Origin of the sequence: Xanthomonas sp. SHU 199 (assembly GCF_000364665.1) — a bacterium.
Classification (GTDB): domain Bacteria; phylum Pseudomonadota; class Gammaproteobacteria; order Xanthomonadales; family Xanthomonadaceae; genus Xanthomonas_A; species Xanthomonas_A sontii.
In genome coordinates, this window is the sequence record NZ_AQOI01000686.1 from 1 (window position 1) to 17,943 (window position 17,943).

The 17,943-nt window shown below is 70.0% G+C and carries 12 protein-coding genes and 1 riboswitch; of the genes, 7 read left to right on the forward strand and 5 right to left on the reverse strand.

The annotated features are described in order from the left end of the window. From D183_RS25340 to D183_RS0119665, 4 genes are all read right to left on the reverse strand, one after another. Positions 1-1,074: winged helix-turn-helix domain-containing protein (locus tag D183_RS25340; protein ID WP_017910512.1), on the reverse strand; the 1,074-nt coding region annotated here is incomplete at its 3' end. A 304-nt stretch (positions 1,075-1,378) separates the two neighbouring features. After that, positions 1,379-2,044, reverse strand: a complete 666-nt coding sequence (locus D183_RS0119655; protein WP_017910513.1) for an ion channel — start codon at positions 2,042-2,044, stop codon at positions 1,379-1,381. 150 nt (positions 2,045-2,194) lie between these two features. Beyond that, positions 2,195-4,072, reverse strand: coding sequence for a phosphomethylpyrimidine synthase ThiC (gene thiC / locus D183_RS0119660; protein ID WP_017910514.1), 1,878 nt, complete (start codon positions 4,070-4,072; stop codon positions 2,195-2,197). A gap of 111 nt (positions 4,073-4,183) precedes the next feature. Then, positions 4,184-4,284: riboswitch (TPP riboswitch) on the reverse strand. Positions 4,285-4,497: 213 nt separating this feature from the next. Beyond that, entirely contained in the window at positions 4,498-6,354 is a 1,857-nt protein-coding gene (locus D183_RS0119665; RefSeq protein WP_017910515.1) for a methyl-accepting chemotaxis protein, read from the reverse strand. Positions 6,355-6,721: 367 nt separating this feature from the next. Between D183_RS0119665 and D183_RS0119670 the strand changes: the two genes are divergently transcribed. After that, positions 6,722-8,293, forward strand: a complete 1,572-nt coding sequence (locus D183_RS0119670) for a BCCT family transporter (RefSeq protein WP_017910516.1) — start codon at positions 6,722-6,724, stop codon at positions 8,291-8,293. Between the two features lie 22 nt (positions 8,294-8,315). Here D183_RS0119670 and ggt read toward each other — a convergent pair whose 3' ends face one another. Beyond that, positions 8,316-10,037 carry a gamma-glutamyltransferase gene (ggt, locus tag D183_RS0119675; protein WP_017910517.1) on the reverse strand — a complete coding sequence of 574 codons (1,722 nt, stop codon included), beginning with the start codon at positions 10,035-10,037 and terminating at the stop codon, positions 8,316-8,318. A 490-nt stretch (positions 10,038-10,527) separates the two neighbouring features. On the opposite strand from ggt, the gene ilvC reads away from it, so the two are divergent. The 6 genes from ilvC (at position 10,528) to leuC (ending at position 17,863) form a co-directional block, all read left to right on the forward strand. Continuing rightward, positions 10,528-11,535, forward strand: a complete 1,008-nt coding sequence (gene ilvC, locus D183_RS0119680) for a ketol-acid reductoisomerase (RefSeq protein ID WP_010343386.1) — start codon at positions 10,528-10,530, stop codon at positions 11,533-11,535. A 43-nt stretch (positions 11,536-11,578) separates the two neighbouring features. Further along, positions 11,579-13,300, forward strand: a complete 1,722-nt coding sequence (gene ilvG / locus D183_RS0119685; RefSeq protein WP_017910518.1) for an acetolactate synthase 2 catalytic subunit — start codon at positions 11,579-11,581, stop codon at positions 13,298-13,300. Further along, a complete protein-coding gene (locus D183_RS0119690) occupies positions 13,284-13,532 on the forward strand; it encodes an ACT domain-containing protein (RefSeq protein WP_017910519.1) in 249 nt (82 codons plus the stop codon). The genes ilvG and D183_RS0119690 overlap by 17 nt, the downstream gene beginning before the upstream one ends. A 177-nt stretch (positions 13,533-13,709) precedes the next feature. Continuing rightward, positions 13,710-14,810: a threonine dehydratase gene (locus D183_RS0119695; RefSeq protein ID WP_017910520.1), complete on the forward strand. Its 1,101-nt coding sequence runs from the start codon at positions 13,710-13,712 to the stop codon at positions 14,808-14,810. Continuing rightward, a complete protein-coding gene (locus tag D183_RS0119700; RefSeq protein WP_026144683.1) occupies positions 14,807-16,363 on the forward strand; it encodes a 2-isopropylmalate synthase in 1,557 nt (518 codons plus the stop codon). The genes D183_RS0119695 and D183_RS0119700 overlap by 4 nt, the downstream gene beginning before the upstream one ends. An 84-nt stretch (positions 16,364-16,447) precedes the next feature. Beyond that, positions 16,448-17,863: a 3-isopropylmalate dehydratase large subunit gene (gene leuC, locus D183_RS0119705; protein WP_017910522.1), complete on the forward strand. Its 1,416-nt coding sequence runs from the start codon at positions 16,448-16,450 to the stop codon at positions 17,861-17,863. The last annotated feature ends 80 nt before the right edge of the window (positions 17,864-17,943 follow it).

Below are 17,943 nucleotides of genomic sequence, written 5' to 3' on the forward strand. Positions count from 1 at the left end.
CAGCCCGCCCATCTGCGGATTGCGCACGAAGGCGATCCATTTGCCGTCCGGCGAGTAGCGCGGCGCGTAATCGAAATCGCCGGCGGCGACCGGATAATCCAGCGCCGTCCAGCGCCCGCTGCCCAGATCCAGCACGCGGATGCCGCGTGCCGGCTGACGCCCGTTCATGCTGCCGAACACCAGGCCGCGGCCATCCGGCGTCCAGTCGAAGCTGAGCAATTCGCTGTCGTCGCAGCGCGCGACCTCGCGCGCGGGCGTGCGCCCGTCGGCCTGCACCAGCATCACCCGGCACTGGCGGTCGGCACCGAGTCGGGCGAAGGCGATGTGCGTGCCGTCGGGCGACCAGGCGGGCAGGCGGTCGGAGGCGCCGCGGGCCGGGACGCCCAGCGAGCGCGGGGGCGTACTGCCGGCAGCGCCGCTGGTCGGCTGGATGAGCAGCTGGGTGCCATCGCTGCCGGTGGCGCGTGCGGCATAGGCCACCTGCGCGCCATCCGGAGACAGCGCCGGCTCCAGCTTGAACCCGGACATGGCGGTGATCAGCCGGTACGGCCGCTTGGGGCTGCCCAGCACGCGTTCCTGCTCGGCGCTGTCGGCGGGCACGGCCTCGGGGCGCGCGAACCACCACCAGCAGGCCAGCGCCAGCACCAGCATCGACGCCGCACCGGCGGCAGCGGCGAGCCATGACGGCGCGCGCCGCCGCGCCGCAGGGGCGATGGCCGGAACGCGCGCCGCAGCCGTCTCCTCGGCCTCGACATCCGGCAAGGCCTGTACCGGTGCCACCAGGCGGTAGCCGGTCTTGGCCAGGGTCTCGATGTACACCGGCGCCTCGCCGCGCACGCCGGCCGCGAACGCCTTGCGCAACTGGGTGATGGCCTGCGTCACCACATCGTTGGTCGGCTGCGTGTCCGGCCAGACCTGCGCCAACAGCGCCTCGCGCTCCACCACCTGACCCGGCTGCCCCAGCAACACCCGCAGCACGCCCATCGCCTTGGGCGTGAGCCGTTGCGGCCGGCGCGCGCGCGGCGCATGCACTTCCCGCAAGGACAGCAGCACCAGGCAATCGCCGACCTGCATCCGTTGCGGAAGCGTCGATGTGGCGGACGATGAGGAAACCATGTTGGACAACGAAGAACGCCGTGAGGAAGGTGCCGCGAATGCGGCGGCTGCGCGGCCACGCGTGGCCCCGCGACAGAGGCCAACGAGCAAACTCGGCAAAACGAGGCAGCGGATGCCGCCAAGCGCGGCTTGTCACTCAATTCTACTCTAGTCATCGCCGCCGCCAACCGCGACGACGCATTCAGGCTCTCTCTCCGCCGACGAAATTCACATAATCGCTCCATGACTGCGCGCCCCTGGGCGCGCTTTTTTTACGCCACGTTCACGTCTTCATGTGGCGTGTGACGCTGAGCCCAATCAGTCGCGACACCACCAAGGCGATGTACATCACGCCGGCGAACTGTTCGATCATCACCAGCGCGCGGGCGAACGGCTGCACCGGCACGACATCGCTCAGGCCCACGCCCGAGAGCACGCTGAAGCTCAGATACAGCAATTCCATCCAGGTCCGCGGCGAGGCCGCGTCCACGGCCGCGGTGAAGCTGCCCGGCAGCCATTGCTGGCACACCGCGAAGACGAACGCGAAGGCCCAGGCCAGCAGCGTGAAGGTGGCGCCGGCCGCATAGAGCTCGTCGCGGGTGACCACGTGGTCCTGCAGCATGTAGGCGATCAGGCTGCCGGCGGTATAGAAGTACAGCAGGCTTTCCAGCAATTGCGCCCAGGCGGTCATCGCCGGATTGCCGAGCAGCGCCGCGGCGATCGACAGCGCCACCGACGGCAGCGCCAGGCAACAGGCGATCCACAGCGCCGAGGGTCCGCGGTTGACCACCCACAACGCCAGCGCCAGCACCACGATGCCGAAGGCGCCGAACAGCGCGCGCCCGGCCGCGGTGTCCTCCATCCAGGGATACAGCAGCACGCCCAGCAGTTGCACTGCGAGCAACAGCGCGGACGGATGGCGACGCAGCGCGAACGCATAGCGCAGCATGAGACATTCCCTGTGGCGACCCAGCGCGCATCATAGACGCGCGTGTGGATGACGCCGTCGTCATGATCGCGGCGCACGCCGCACACACACGCACGGCCAGGTCCATGTCGGCAGTGGCGGCGGCGCCCTGCGGCGCCGACCGCCGTGCGCTCACTCGGCGCGGTACACCTGCGCGCCAGCCGCCAGGAACTGCGCCGACTTCTCGGCCATGCCGGCCTGCAGCGCCGCTTCCGCATCGACCCCGTGCTCGGCCGCGTAGTCGCGCACGTCCTGGGTGATCTTCATCGAACAGAAGTGCGGTCCGCACATCGAACAGAAATGCGCCAGCTTGTGCGCGTCCTTGGGCAGGGTCTCGTCGTGGAACTCGCGCGCCTTCTCCGGATCCAGGCCGAGATGGAACTGGTCGTCCCAGCGGAACTCGAAGCGCGCCTTGGACAAGGCGTTGTCGCGCACCTGCGCGCCGGGATGGCCCTTGGCCAAGTCCGCGGCGTGCGCGGCGATCTTGTAGGCCATGATGCCGTCGCGCACGTCGGCGCGGTTGGGCAGGCCCAGATGCTCCTTGGGCGTGACGTAGCACAGCATCGCGGTGCCGAACCAGCCGATCATCGCCGCACCGATCGCCGAGGTGATGTGGTCGTAGCCGGGCGCGATGTCGGTGGTCAGCGGCCCCAGCGTGTAGAACGGCGCCTCGCCGCACTCGCGCAGTTGCTTGTCCATGTTCTCCTTGATCAATTGCATCGGCACGTGGCCGGGGCCCTCGATCATGGTCTGCACGTCGTGCTTCCAGGCGAGCCTGGTCAGTTCGCCCAGCGTTTCCAGTTCGCCGAACTGGGCGGCGTCGTTGGCGTCGGCGATGCAACCCGGGCGCAAGCCGTCGCCGAGCGAAAAGGCCACGTCGTAGGCCTTCATGATCTCGCAGATGTCCTCGAAGTGGGTGTAGAGGAAGTTCTCGCGATGATGCGCCAGGCACCACTTGGCCAGGATCGAGCCGCCGCGCGAGACGATGCCGGTGACGCGCTTGGCGGTCAGCGGGACGTAGCGCAGCAGCACGCCGGCATGGATGGTGAAGTAGTCCACGCCCTGTTCGGCCTGCTCGATCAGGGTGTCGCGGAAGATCTCCCAGGTCAGTTCCTCGGCGCGGCCATCCACCTTCTCCAGCGCCTGGTAGATCGGCACGGTGCCGATCGGCACCGGCGAGTTGCGCACGATCCATTCGCGGGTCTCGTGGATGTGCTTGCCGGTGGACAGGTCCATCACCGTGTCCCCGCCCCAGCGGATCGCCCACACCAGTTTTTCCACTTCCTCGGCGATGCCGGAACTGACCGCGCTGTTGCCGATGTTGGCGTTGATCTTGGTCAGGAAGTTGCGGCCGATGATCATCGGCTCGCTTTCCGGATGGTTGATGTTGCACGGCAGGATGGCGCGTCCGCGGGCGATCTCGTCGCGCACGAACTCGGGCGTGATCTGCCGCGGGATGGCGGCACCGAACGCTTCGCCGGGATGCTGCGCGCGCAGTTGCGCATCGCGCAGATCCTGCAGGCGCTGGTTCTCCCGAATCGCCACGAACTCCATTTCCGGGGTGACGATGCCGCGCCGTGCGTAGTGCATCTGGGTGACGTTGGCGCCGTCGCGGGCGCGTCGCGGCAGACGCCGTGCCGGGAAGCGCACCGCCTGCAGGCGCGCATCGTCCTCGCGCGCGCGCCCGAACTGCGAACTGAGCCCGGCCAGCGCCACGCTGTCGCCGCGCTCGGCGATCCAGGCGGCGCGCAGCGGCGCCAGGCCGGCGCCGAGATCGATCCGCGCCTGCGGGTCGGTGTACGGCCCGGACGTGTCGTAGACGGTGATCGGGGCATTTTCCTCGCCGCCGAACACGGTGGGCGTGCGGGTCAGCGCGATCTCGCGCATCGGCACCTGCAGATCGGCGCGCGAGCCCGGCACGAAGATCTTGCGCGAACCGGGGATCGGGCGGGTCACCGCCGCGGACAAGGTGTCGGTCTGCTGCTGCAGCGGATTGGGTACGGCGTTCATCGGCGTTCGTCCTGGTTCAAGTGACCCGCAGGGGAAGCGGGACGGGTGCGAGCGGACTCGCATCTCGGACGAAGCGGCGGCGCGGGCCCGCCCCGGACGCGCACGCGCCCGCAGCGGACTTGCGAAGCTTCCCTACGCCGGTATCAACCGGATCAGGTTCGAAGGGACTGTCTCAACCGCGGCCTGCGCCGACGGTACCCCCGCTTCTACGGCTATTAGACCCGTTTCCGCCGCTCGCCGCCAACCGATGCGGCTGAACGCCGGCACAGCCGCCGCGCGCATGTGTCAGCGCCGCCACACGCGGCGGCGCCGGCGACAAACCGCGGCCACGTGGCCCGCCTAGCCTGCGCGCACAAGAATCAGAGCTCTCTCTCATCGCCGCCGGCACTGCCGGCGGCATTTTTTTTGCCAACGCGCGCGCCGGCTCATTCCAGCATGTAGGCCACGCGCAAGCCGCCCCAGTGGCGCCCGCGGACATGCACCGGCACCGACAGGTCGAACAGGATCTGCCCGGTATCGCGCCGATACACCTGCAGCAGATAGGGCTCGGTGTGGCGGCCGACATTGCGGCCGACCCGGTCGGCGAAGATGCGCTTGCTGCGGTTGCCGACCAGGTCGCGCGCGCGGTCGCCACTGAGCGGCTGGCTGAAGCGCAGATTGTGGGTCGGCACGTAACCGTCGACGTTCGCGCAGATCGCGAACACGATCCACGGATGCGCGGCCAGCAGCGGCTCCTGCAGCGGCGGCAGCAGCTCGTCGCACAACGCATCGAATGCGGTGCGGTACTTGGGCGGGTCGATGCCGGGGATCGGCACGTACTCGGTGGAGAACAGCGCCTCCTCGCCGATGCGCCCGCGTATCAGCGCTGCCTCGAAGGCCTGGCCGACGCTGACCGCAGCGGCCTGGGCCAGATCGCGCACGCGCGCATGCCGTGGCTGGCGCATCGGATCGGCGGGCAGCCGGAACAGGTTCACGCAGTCGTGCAGGGTGTCGCTGCCCGCGGCCAGGTCGGCGCTGCGCTGCACCACCTGCGCGGCGTGCTGCAGATTGCTGCGGCTGAGCCCGACCACGTGCTCGATGGCACGGTCGATGCCACCGATCTCTCCGCTCTGCGTGGCGATGCGGCCGGCCACCGCCTCCATCGCCGCACTGGCGCGGCCGAGCAACGCGCCGATGCCGCCCAGCACCTGCTCGGTGCGCTGCGCCGAGGCCGCGCTGTCCTGCAGGGCGGCGCCGGTCTCGCCGATGATGCTGCGCACGTCGCGTGCCGCGGTGGCGGCGCGCTCGGCGAGTTGCCGGATTTCGGTGGCGACCACCGCGAAACCGCGCCCGGCCGGGCCGGCATGCACCGCTTCGATGCTGGCGTTGATCGAGAGGATGTTGGTCTGGAATGCGACCGCATCGATCACCTCGATGACCTGGTTGGCGCGTGCCGAACGCCGCGCCACCTCCTGCATCGCCTGGCCGAGGATGCGCGCCGCCTCCACACCCTGGCGGGCGCTGTCGTCTGCGCTGGCCGCCACCGCGATCACCGCGCGCAGGTCGCGGTCCATCTCGTGCAGGCTCTGCAGCAACTGCCGGGTGGTGCCCAGCACGGTCTGCAGCGCCTCCAGTTGGGTCTGGGACTGCCGCGCCAGTTCGTCGTTCTTGGCGACCACGTGCGGCACGTCGGCGGCGATCTGCAACGACAGCGCCACCGCCTGGCGGATCGCCTCGGCCAGGTTGCCGAAGCCGGCCGACAGGCGCCGTCCCGGCATCGCCTCGGCCTCCTGCGCCGACAGCGGCGTGTGCAGCCCCAGATCCAGATCGCAGCCGGTCAGCCGCTCGCCGACCCGATCCAGCAGCGTCTGCGCCACCACCCCCTCCTGGATCCGCTGCGCCAGCGCCTGCAGCGCCGGGCTGGTCGCACCCTGCGGCTGGCCCTCGGCGAGCAGCGCGACGTCGCGCAACAGTGCCGCGGTTTCCGGATGCGGCAGCGACAGCAGCCAGCCTTGGCCGCCACGATCGCGGTCGCGCTGGTAGCGCACGCGGCGCGCGGGATCGCCCCCCGGCGCCTGCCAACTGCCTTCGCTGTCGACCAGGGCGGACAGCGGCAAGCCCCAGACCGCCTCGCTGGCAGCGCCGAGCAGCGTTTCGGCCGGGACGCCCAGCAGGTCCAGGGCGGCACGGTTGGCGGCACTCACGCGACCGTCGGGCTCCAGCCGCAACAGCGCGATCGGGGCATCCGGCAAACCGGCAATGGGCGCGGCGTCGGCATCGGGACTGCGTGAGAACAAGGCCATCGGCGTCTTCCTCAGTGCTGCGGCCATGGTATCGGCTCCTGCCGCGCCCTCGCAGCGACACACGCTCCAACCGGGATCACCATCATGCAAGGGATGCGCATCGGCAGACCTGCCGACGACACGACCATGACGTCGTCTTCGCGAACATGGGGCCATCGCAACGCCCGACCGCTCCTGGATTTGGCGCCAAACGTTCGATGTGGCGCGACCGTGCAGTGCACCGGCACTGCGATGCGGCAGGCCACACGCCATGGGCGCGACGCGACGCCGGTGCAGACCCGCTGCGTCGTCTCCCCGCCCGTTTGCCGTGGGTCGGTCTGACGGCCGTAGCGCCTCTCATCCGTTCCACGACTGGAGACACGCCCCCATGGTGTTCCGCATTTCCATCGCCTTGGTGGCGCTGCTGGTCCTGATCGCCGGCGTTGCCCCCGGCCCCTTCAATGACGTGGTGCAGACCGCGCTGACCGACGTGATCCGCAGTGCCGGCTGGCTGTACCTGCTGATCGTGTTCCTGACCCTGAGCTTCCTGCTGTACCTGGCGTTCGGTCGCTTCGGCAACCTGCGCATCGGCGGCGAAGACGCCGAGCCGGATTTCTCGCGCGGGAGCTGGCTGTCGATGTTGTTCGCCGCCGGCATGGGCATCGGCCTGGTGTTCTGGGGTGCGGCCGAGCCGATCTCGCATTTCCTCAAGCCGCCGGAAGGGCTGGCGCCGGAGAGCATGCAGGCGGCACGCGCATCGATGCGCTACGCCTTCTTCCACTGGGGCCTGCATCCCTGGGCGGTGTATGCGCTGATCGGGCTGGCGATGGCCTGGTTCCAGTACAACCGCAACGGCCGCGGGCTGATCAGCGACATCCTGCAGCCGGTCATCGGCCGCCATCACCGCGGCTGGATCGGGCAGTGCGTGAACATCGCCGCGGTGGTCGCCACCGCGGTCGGCGTGGCGACCACGCTGGGTTTCGGCACCATCCAGATCGCCGCCGGCGTGCAGCGCGTGTTCGGCGTGCACGCCGGGGTACCGTTGCAGTTGACGGTGATCGGCGTGGCCTTCGTGCTGTACATGCTGTCCACCAGCACCGGTGTGGAACGCGGCATCAAGTGGCTGTCCAACATCAACCTGGCGCTGGCGGCACTGCTGCTGGCCGCGGTGCTGGTGCTCGGCCCCACCGGCTTCATCTTCGACACCTTCACCACCACGCTGGGCGCCTACCTCAATCAGCTGGTGACGATGAGCCTGCGCATGTCGCCGTTCTCCGGCGACCGCTGGGTCGCCGACTGGACCATCTTCTACTGGGCCTGGTGGATCGCCTGGGCGCCGTTCGTCGGCGCGTTCATCGCCCGCGTGTCGCGCGGCCGAAGCGTGCGCGAATTCGTCGTCGGCGTGGTGCTGGCGCCGACCCTGCTCGGCTTCCTGTGGTTCTCGGTGTTCGGCGGCACCGCGCTGTGGTCGCAGCTGTTCGGCCACGTGGACATGCTGCAGGCGCTGCACAACGGCTACGAGACGGTGCTGTTCACCCTGTTCGACAGCCTGCCGGGGTCGCTGCTGCTGTCGAGCGTGGCGTTGTTGCTGCTGCTGATCTTCTTCGTCAGTTCCGCCGATTCGGCGGTGCTGGTGCTGGCCAGCATGTCCACCGACGAGGCCGGCGACCCGCCGCTGGCGCGCAAGCTGGTGTGGGGCGTGGCGGTGGCGCTGATCGCCGCGGTGCTGTTGCTGGCCGGCGGCCTGGATGCGCTGCAGGGCGTGATCACCATCGCGGCGCTGCCGTTCGCCTTGCTGATGGTGCTGGTGATCGTGTCGCTGTACCGCGTGCTCGATGCCGAGTCCAACCGCCAACGCCGCCAGGCGCAACGCGCCCGGCACATGATCGAGGCCTGGATCGCGCGCGAACAGGCGGCGCGGGACGACGCAGACGCGGCGGCGCCCCGCGCACAGGAATGAACGCCCCCGCGCGCGGCCGGCCTCAGTAACCGGCGGCCTGCCCGTCCTTGCGGCTTTCCGAAGCGCCGTAGTACACGCCGCTGTCCGGATCGCGCGCGATCGCCTGGTAACCGCCGTATGGCCCGTCGGCGAAGATCACCCGATGACCCTTGCGCATCAGTTCGCGGATGGTGTCGTAGGCGAAGCCGGTTTCCAGGTTCAGCTCGCCGCCGTCGCGCATCGCGGTGGCCTGCCCGGTCGGCTCGGTGGAGCCGTCGTGCTGGATCCGCGGTGCGTCGCCGGCCTCCTGCAGGTTCATGTGGAAGTCGATCAGGTTCATCAGGATCTGCACGTGGCCCTGCGGCTGCATCGCCCCGCCCATCACGCCGAAGCTCAGCCACGGCTTGCCGTCCTTGGTCACGAACGCGGGGATGATGGTCTGGAACGGACGCTTGCCCGGCGCGTAGCCGTTGGGATGGTCCTTCTGCAGCACGAACATCTCGCCGCGGTCCTGCAGGATGAAGCCCAGCCCCGGCGGCGCCATGCCGCTGCCCATGCCGCGGTAGTTGGACTGGATCAGCGACACCATCATGCCGTCGGCATCGGCGACGGTCAGGTAGATGGTGTCGCCCTCTTCCAATTGCTTCGGCGTGCCCGGCTGCACTTCCTTCAGCGCGCGGTCCATCGAGATCAGCGCGCGCCGCTGCGCGGCGTAGTCCTTGGAGATCAGCCGCGCCAGCGGCGCCGGCTGGAACGCCGGGTCGGCGTAGAAGCGCGCACGATCGGCGAAGGCCAGCTTCTTCGCTTCGGTGAACAGGTGCACGTGCTCGGCCGAGCCGAACGGGATCTTGGAGAAGTCGTAGCCTTCCAGGATGTTGAGCATCTGCAGCGCGGCGATGCCCTGGCTGTTGGGCGGCAGTTCCCACACGTCGTAGCCGCGGTAGTTGGTGGACACCGGCTCGACCCATTCGCCGTGGTGGCTGGCCAGATCCTCGTAGCGCAAGAAGCCGCCGTTGGCCTTGAAGTAGGCATCGATGGTGCGCGCGATCGGGCCCTTGTAGAACGCGTCGCGGCCGCCGTCGGCGATCTGCTGCAGGGTGTTGGCCAGGTTCGGGTTCTTCCACAGCTCGCCCTTGCGCGGGGCGTGGCCGTCGATGGTGAACTGCTCCTTGAAGCCAGGGTACTGCGACAGCCGCGGCACCGAGCGATCCCAGTAGTAGGCGATGGTCTCGGCCACCGGATGGCCATCGCGGGCGTAGCGGATCGCCGGCGCCAGGTTCTGCGCCATCGTCCTGCGCCCGAAACGTTCGTGCAGCGCGAACCAGCCGTCGACCGCACCGGGCACCGAGACCGGCAGCGGACCGGTGGCCGGGATCTCCTTCAACCCGCGGCGCTGGAACTCGGCCAGGGTCAGCGCCTTCGGCGAACGGCCGGAGCCGTTGTAGCCGTACAGCTTCTGCGTCTTCGGATCCCAGACGATGGCGAACAGGTCGCCGCCGACGCCGTTGCCGGTCGGCTCCATCAGCCCCAGCGCGGCGTTGGCGGCGATCGCCGCATCCACAGCCGAGCCGCCCTCACGCATGGTCTCCAGTGCGATCTGCGTGGCCAGCGGCTGCGAGGTGGCGGCCATGGCGTGCGGGGCGATCACTTCCGAACGCGTGGCGAACGGCTGGCCGGTGATGCGGTCGGCAGCCTGCGCCGGCACCGACGTCGCCAGTGCCAGCGCGAGCGCCAGGCGCGCCAGGGAAGGAAGCGAAACGGACATGCGCGGCTCTCCGGAGAACAGGGGACGCCCACCGTACCCGAGTGCGGCGGGTACCGCCGCGCAGGCGCTCACATCGCGCCATCGCAAAGGCCGGATTTCCGCGCAATTGGCGCCATGCGTCGCCTGCGGCGCCTCCGTTTCATGCGTAACCATGCAGTGCTGGCGCGGCTTTCGGCACATTCGCCCGCGGAGGCCCGCAACACAGTTGACAGTCGCGCAAAGCCCATGGTTATCTCGCTGCATGTTGCAGCGCCACACCCGCCCGAAGTCGACCCGCCAGCCCGCCGCGTTGCGCGCGGACGCTGCTGCGTCGCTCCTCGTACTCGTGCTTATTACCTCGCCCACAAGTGCGGGACGAACCGGCGTGTAAGCGACAAGCAGCCAGGATTCGATCAGACCCCGCACCGGCAACGGCGCGGGGTTTTTCGTTTCAGTGACCACGAATGCAAGACCCCTCTCCACTCCAACACCGTTCAAGGACATCCGCACAATGACCAGTTCCGCCCAGCCCACCACCAAGATCGCCATCGTCGGTTACGGCAGCCAGGGCCGCGCGCACGCGCTGAACCTGCGCGAGTCCGGCTTCGACGTCACCATCGGCCTGCGTGCCGGCGGCCCGACCGAAGCCAAGGCGCAGGCCGACGGCTTCGTGGTGAAGAGCCCCGCCGAGGCGGTCAAGGACGCCGACCTGGTCGCGGTGCTGACCCCGGACATGGTGCAGAAGAAGCTGTACGAGGAGGTGCTGGCGCCGAACATGAAGCAGGGCGCCTGCCTGCTGTTCGCGCATGGCCTGAACGTGCACTTCGACATGATCAAGCCGCGCGCCGACCTGGACGTGGTGCTGGTCGCGCCGAAGGGCCCGGGCGCGCTGGTGCGCCGCGAGTACGAGATCGGCCGCGGCGTGCCGTGCATCTGGGCGGTGTACCAGGACAAGAGCGGCAAGGCCGAGCAGTTCGCGTTGGAGTACGCCGCCGGCCTGGGCGGCGCGCGCGCCAACCTGATCAAGACCACCTTCAAGGAAGAGACCGAGACCGATCTGTTCGGCGAGCAGGCGGTGCTGTGCGGCGGCGCCTCGTCGCTGGTGCAGGCCGGCTTCGAAGTGCTGGTGGAAGCCGGCTACCAGCCGGAAATCGCCTACTACGAAGTGCTGCACGAACTGAAGCTGATCGTCGACCTGTTCTACGAAGGCGGCATCACCCGCATGCTCGAGTTCGTCTCCGAGACCGCGCAGTACGGCGACTACGTCAGCGGCCCGCGGGTGATCGACGCGGCGACCAAGGAGCGCATGCGCGACGTGCTGACCGACATCCAGAACGGCACCTTCACCAAGAACTGGGTGGCCGAATACGACGCCGGCCTGCCGAACTACAAGAAGTTCAAGCAGGCCGATCTGGACCACCCCATCGAAACGGTCGGCAAGCAGCTGCGCGCCAAGATGGTGTGGCTCAACGGCGACGCCGCTGCCGCACCGGCCGCCGGCGGCACCAAGGCCGCGTAATCCGCGGCTCCCTCACCCGCTTCCACCGAAAGGTCGCCACCGTATGAACTCCTCCGCTCACGGCACGCCCCGCAACGGCGCGCGCTGGCTGACGCAGGCCCTGGAAGCCGAAGGCGTGGACACGCTGTTCGGCTATCCGGGCGGCACCATCATGCCGTTCTACGACGCGCTGGTAGACAGCCAGCTCAAGCACATCCTGGTCCGCCACGAACAGGGCGCGGCGCTGGCCGCCAACGGCTACGCCCGCGCCAGCGGCCGGGTCGGCGTGTGCGTCGCCACATCCGGCCCGGGCGCATCCAACCTGGTCACCGGCATCGCCGATGCGATGCTCGACTCGGTGCCGATGATCTGCCTGACCGGGCAGGTCGCCACGCCGCTGCTGGGCACCGACGCGTTCCAGGAGCTGGACGTGTTCGGCCTGACCCTGCCGATCGTCAAGCACAGCTTCCTGGTGCGGCACGTGGACGACCTGCCGCAGGTGCTGCGCGACGCGTTCCGCATCGCCCGCGAAGGGCGGCCGGGGCCGGTGCTGATCGACCTGCCCAAGGACGTGCAGCTGGCCGATGCCGCGCATCTGCCAGCGCACGTGCCGGCGGCGGTGCCGACCCCGCCGGCGCCGCAGGATGCGGTGCTGGCCGAGGCGCTGGCGGCGATCGCCGGCGCCGAGAAGCCAGTGATCTACGGCGGCGGCGGCATCGCCCTGGGCGATGCGGTGGACGCGTTCCGCGCGTTCGTCGAGGCCACCCGCATCCCCACCGTGCTGACCCTGCGCGGCCTGGGCGCGTTGCCGCACGCGCATCCGCATTACCTGGGCATGCTCGGCATGCACGGCACCCGCGCCGCCAACATGGCGGTGCAGGAGTCGGATCTGCTGATCGTGGTCGGCGCCCGCTTCGACGACCGTGCCACCGGCAAGCTGGCCGAGTTCGCGCCGTTCGCACGGGTCATCCACCTGGACGCCGACGCCTGCGAGATCTCCAAGCTGCGCCAGGCCGACATCGCCGTGCCCGGCGACGTGGCGCAGGCGCTGCGTGCGCTGTCCGCGGCGACCAGCACCTGCGAGGCCTGGCACGCCCGCTGCGTCGGCCATCGCGAGAAGTTCGGCGCGCGCTACGACGCGCCCGGGCAGGACATCTATGCGCCCGGCCTGCTGAAGCGGCTGAGCGAACTGGCCCCGGCCGACACCGTGATCGCCTGCGACGTCGGCCAGCACCAGATGTGGGTCGCCCAGCACTGCCGCTTCAACCACCCGCGCAATCACCTGACCAGCGGCGCGCTGGGCACCATGGGCTTCGGCCTGCCGGCGGCGATGGGCGCGCAGTTCGCCTGCCCGGACCGCACCGTGGTGCTGGTCAGCGGCGACGGCAGCTTCATGATGAACGTGCAGGAGCTGGTCACCATCGCCCGCTGCAAGCTGCCGGTGAAGATCGTGCTGCTGGACAACAGCTCGCTGGGCATGGTGCGGCAGTGGCAGGAACTGTTCTTCGCCGAGCGCTACAGCGAGATCGACCTGTCCGACAACCCGGATTTCGCCGCGCTGGCGCAGGTCTTCGGCATCCCGGCCAAGCGCATCACCGCGCGCGGCCAGGTCGACGACGCGCTGGCCGAGCTGCTGGCGCAGCCGGGCCCGGCGCTGCTGCACGTGGCCATCGACGCCCGCGCCAACGTGTGGCCGCTGGTGCCGCCGAATACCGCCAACAGCACCATGCTGGAAAGCAATCCCGCTGCCCAGCGCCAGGAGACGACACATGCGTTACCAGCTTGACCTGGTGCTGAAACCGATCGACGGCGCCCTGCTGCGCGCGATCGGCATGGCCGAACGCCGCGGCTTCGCGCCGATCTCGATCAGCGGCGCACCGGTGGCCGAGGACGCCGGCCGCTGGCACCTGCAACTGGTGGTGGACGGCAACCGCCCCGGCGAGACCCTGCGCCTGCAGATGGAGAAGGTCTACGACTGCGAATCGGTGCGCGTGACCGCGCTGGATGGGGTGGTATGAGGCGGTCGGGACCCGCGGCCCGGAACCCGGGACCCGTGGCGGTCGCCGCGGGCGTCAGGCGCAGCGCGAGACGCGCGAAAGCCAGGACTGCGCGGAGGTGTCTTCTTCCATGGAGGTCGCTTCTCCGGGAACCCGCTTTTCCCGGGTCCCGGGTCCCGGGCCGCGGGTCCCGAGCGCATGTCTAACATCCCCGCCCCGCAGGAGCCGGACGTAGGCCACGTCGCCGTCAGCGTGGCCGACGTGCTGGCCGCGCAGGCGCGGCTGCGCCGCTATCTGCCGCCGACGCCGGTGCATTACGCCGAGCGCTTCGGCGTCTGGCTGAAACTGGAAAACCTGCAGCGCACCGGTTCCTACAAGGTCCGCGGCGCGCTTAATGCGCTGCTGGCCGGGCTGGAACGCGGCGACGAGCGCGCGGTGATATGCGCCTCCGCCGGCAACCATGCGCAGGGCGTGGCCTGGGCCGCGCACCGGCTGGGCGTGCAGGCGATCACGGTGATGCCGCATGGCGCGCCGCAGACCAAGATCGCCGGCGTCGCGCACTGGGGCGCCACCGTGCGCCAGCACGGCAACAGCTACGACGAGGCCTTCGCCTTCGCCCGCGAACTGGCCGAGCAGAACGGCTACCGCTTCCTGTCCGCCTTCGACGACCCGGACGTGATCGCCGGCCAGGGCACGGTCGGCATCGAGCTGGCCGCGCACGCACCGGACGTGGTGATCGTGCCGATCGGCGGCGGCGGCCTGGCCTCCGGCGTGGCCCTGGCGCTGCGCTCGCAGGGCGTGCGCGTGGTCGGCGCGCAGGTCGAGGGTGTGGACTCGATGGCGCGGGCGATCCGCGGCGACGTCCGCGCCGTGGATCCGGTGCCCACCCTGGCCGACGGCGTCAAGGTTAAAATCCCCGGGTTCATCACCCGCCGGCTGTGCGCCAGCCTGCTCGACGACGTGGTGATCGTGCGCGAGGCAGAACTGCGCGAAACGCTGGTCCGCCTGGCGCTGGAGGAGCACGTCATCGCCGAGGGCGCCGGCGCGCTGGCCCTGGCGGCCGGGCGCCGCGTCGCCGGCAAGCGCAAATGCGCGGTGGTGTCCGGCGGCAACATCGACGCCGGCGTGCTGGCGACGCTGCTGTCGGAGGTGCGCCCGCGCCCGCCGCGCAAGCCGCGCCGCCGCAGCGCCGAGCGACTTCGTAGCCAACGTCCCGCCCCGCCCGCTCCTGCCCGCATCGCCGCGTCCCCGCATCCCCATCCGCAAGCCACCGCCGCCGTAGAGGAACCCATCTGGTGAACACTTCCGTTTCTTCCCAGACCCCCCGCATCCGCATTTTCGACACCACCCTGCGCGACGGCGAGCAATCCCCCGGCTGCAGCATGACCCCGCCGCAAAAGCTGGTGATGGCGCGCGCCCTGGCCGAGCTGGGCGTGGACATCATCGAGACCGGCTTCCCGGCCAGCTCGCAGTCCGACCGCGAGGCGATGGCGCTGATCGGCCGCGAAGTGCGCGGCCCGACCCTGGCGGTGCTGTCGCGCTGCCTGGCCGCCGACATCGAGACCTCGGCGCGGGCGCTGGAAGCGGCGGCCAATCCGCGCCTGCACGTGTTCCTGTCGACCAGCCCGCTGCACCGCGAGCACAAGCTGCGCATGACCCGCGAGCAGGTGCTGGAGTCGGTGCGCAAGCACGTCGCGCTGGCGCGCCAGTACGTGGACGACGTGGAGTTCTCGGCCGAGGACGCCACCCGCACCGAGGAGGATTTCCTGGCCGAGGTCGCCAGCGTCGCGATCGCCGCCGGCGCCACCACCATCAACCTGCCCGACACGGTCGGCTTCACCACCCCGGAAGAGATCCGCGGCATGTTCGCGCGGATCATCGCCAGCGTCCCCGGCGCCGACCGCGTGGTATTCAGCGCGCACTGCCACAACGACCTGGGCCTGGCCGTGGCCAACTCGCTGGCCGCGGTGGAAGGCGGCGCGCGGCAGGTGGAATGCGCCATCAACGGCATCGGCGAGCGCGCCGGCAACTGCGCGCTGGAAGAGATCGCGATGGCGCTGAAGGTGCGCAACGCGTTCTACGAACTGGACACCGCGATCCACACCCCGCGCATCGTCGCCACCTCGCAGTTGCTGCAGCGCCTGGTCGGCATGCCGGTGCAGCGCAACAAGGCGATCGTCGGCGGCAACGCCTTCGCCCACGAGTCGGGCATCCACCAGCACGGCATGCTGCGCCACCGCGGCACCTACGAGATCATGCGCCCGGAAGACGTGGGCTGGGAGTCCTCGCAGATGGTGCTGGGCCGCCACAGCGGCCGCGCCGCGGTCGAGCAGCGCCTGCGTGCGCTCGGCTACGTGCTGGACGAGGCCGAACTGAACATCGCCTTCGACGCGTTCAAGGCGCTGTGCGAACAGCAGCGCGTGGTCAACGACGCCGACCTGCAGGCGATGATGCAGGACGCGCCGGAGAGCCAGGGCTACCGCCTGTCGTCGATGACCGTCAGCGACCGCGGCCAGCGCGCCAGCGCGCAGGTCGAGCTGTCCGATCCGGACGGCCAGCGGGTCAGCGAGCGCGCCGAGGGCGACGGCCCGGTGGACGCCCTGTTCGCCGCACTGTCGGCCGCCACCGGCGTGCAGCTGGTACTGGACAGCTACCAGGTACACAGCGTCGGCATCGGCGCCGACGCGCGCGGCGAGGCCAATCTCAGCGTGCGCCACGGCGAGGTCGAGTACGACGGCACCGGCACCAGCCGCGACATCATCGAGGCCAGTGCGCTGGCCTGGCTGGACGTGGCCAACCGCGTGCTGCGCCAGCGCCAGGGCGCGCCGGCCGCGGCCGACGCGCTGGCCTGAGCGGCCACAGCGCGGTCATCGTCCTCGTGCACGCTCGCCTTCGCTCCCCTTCCCCGCCCAGCTTTCCTGCCAGGTAGTTCCGCAATGTCCGCTACTCCCCGCACCCTGTACGACAAGCTGTGGGACGCGCACGTCGTCGTCCCCGAAAGCGCCGCCGCCCCGGCGGTGCTGTACATCGACCTGCATCTGATCCACGAAGTGACCTCGCCGCAGGCGTTCACCGAACTCAAGACGCGCGGCCTGGCGCCGCGCCGGCCCGACCGCACCAAGGCGACGATGGACCATTCCACGCCGACCCTGCCGCGCGGCGCCGACGGCAAGCTGCCGTACTACACCCCGGCCTCCGAGGCGCAGGTGGACATGCTCGCGCGCAACTGCGCCGACTACGGTATCGAACTGTTCGACATGGGCTCGGACAACCGCGGCATCGTCCACGTGATCGCGCCGGAACAGGGCTTCACCCAGCCCGGCATGACCATCGTCTGCGGCGACAGCCACACCTCCACGCATGGCGCGTTCGGCGCGCTGGCGTTCGGCATCGGCACCAGCGAAGTCGGCCACGTGCTGGCCACCCAGTGCCTGCTGCAGCGCAAGGCCAGGACCATGGCGATCACCGTCGACGGGCCGCTGGCGCCGGGAGTGGGCGCCAAGGACGTGATCCTGCACATCATCGGCGTGATCGGGGTCAACGGCGGCACCGGCCACGTGCTGGAATACCGCGGCTCCACCATCGAAGCGATGGACATGGAGCAGCGCATGACCCTGTGCAACATGTCGATCGAGGCCGGCGCGCGCGCCGGCATGGTCGCGCCGGACCAGGTCACCTTCGACTGGGTCGCCAACACCCCGCGCGGCCCCAAGGGCGCCGACTTCGACGCCGCCGTGCAGCGCTGGTCGCAGCTGCGCAGCGATCCCGGCGCGCGCTTCGACGCCGAGGTGCGCATCGACGCGCGCGACATCCGCCCGACCCTGACCTGGGGCACCCACCCCGGCACCGCGATCGCGGTGGACGTGCCGATCCCGGCCGCGCAGGATCCGGCGGCGCAGAAGGGCCTGCACTACATGCACCTGGAAGCCGGGCACGCGCTGATCGGCACGCCGGTGGACGTGGTGTTCGTCGGCTCCTGCACCAACGGCCGGCTCAGCGACATGCGCGAAGTGGCGCAGGTGCTGCGCGGGCGCAAGGTGGCGCCGCACGTGCGCATGCTGGTGGTGCCGGGCTCGGAAATCGTCAAGCGCCAGGCCGAGGCCGAGGGCATCCACGAGGTGGTACGCGCGGCCGGTGCGGAATGGCGCGAATCCGGCTGCTCGATGTGCATCGCCATGAACGGCGACCTGGTGGCGCCGGGGCAATTGGCGGTGAGCACCAGCAACCGCAATTTCGAGGGCCGCCAGGGCCCGGGTTCGCGCACCCTGCTGGCCTCGCCGCTGACCGCGGCCTGGGCCGCGGTGAACGGCCAGGTCAGCGATCCGCGCGCGCTGTTCGCGGAGGTCGCGTGATGGCGCCGCACATCGCCGCGTTCGCGGCCACGCTGACCTTCGTCGCCACCACCACCCGCGCCTTCGCGCACCGCCACCAG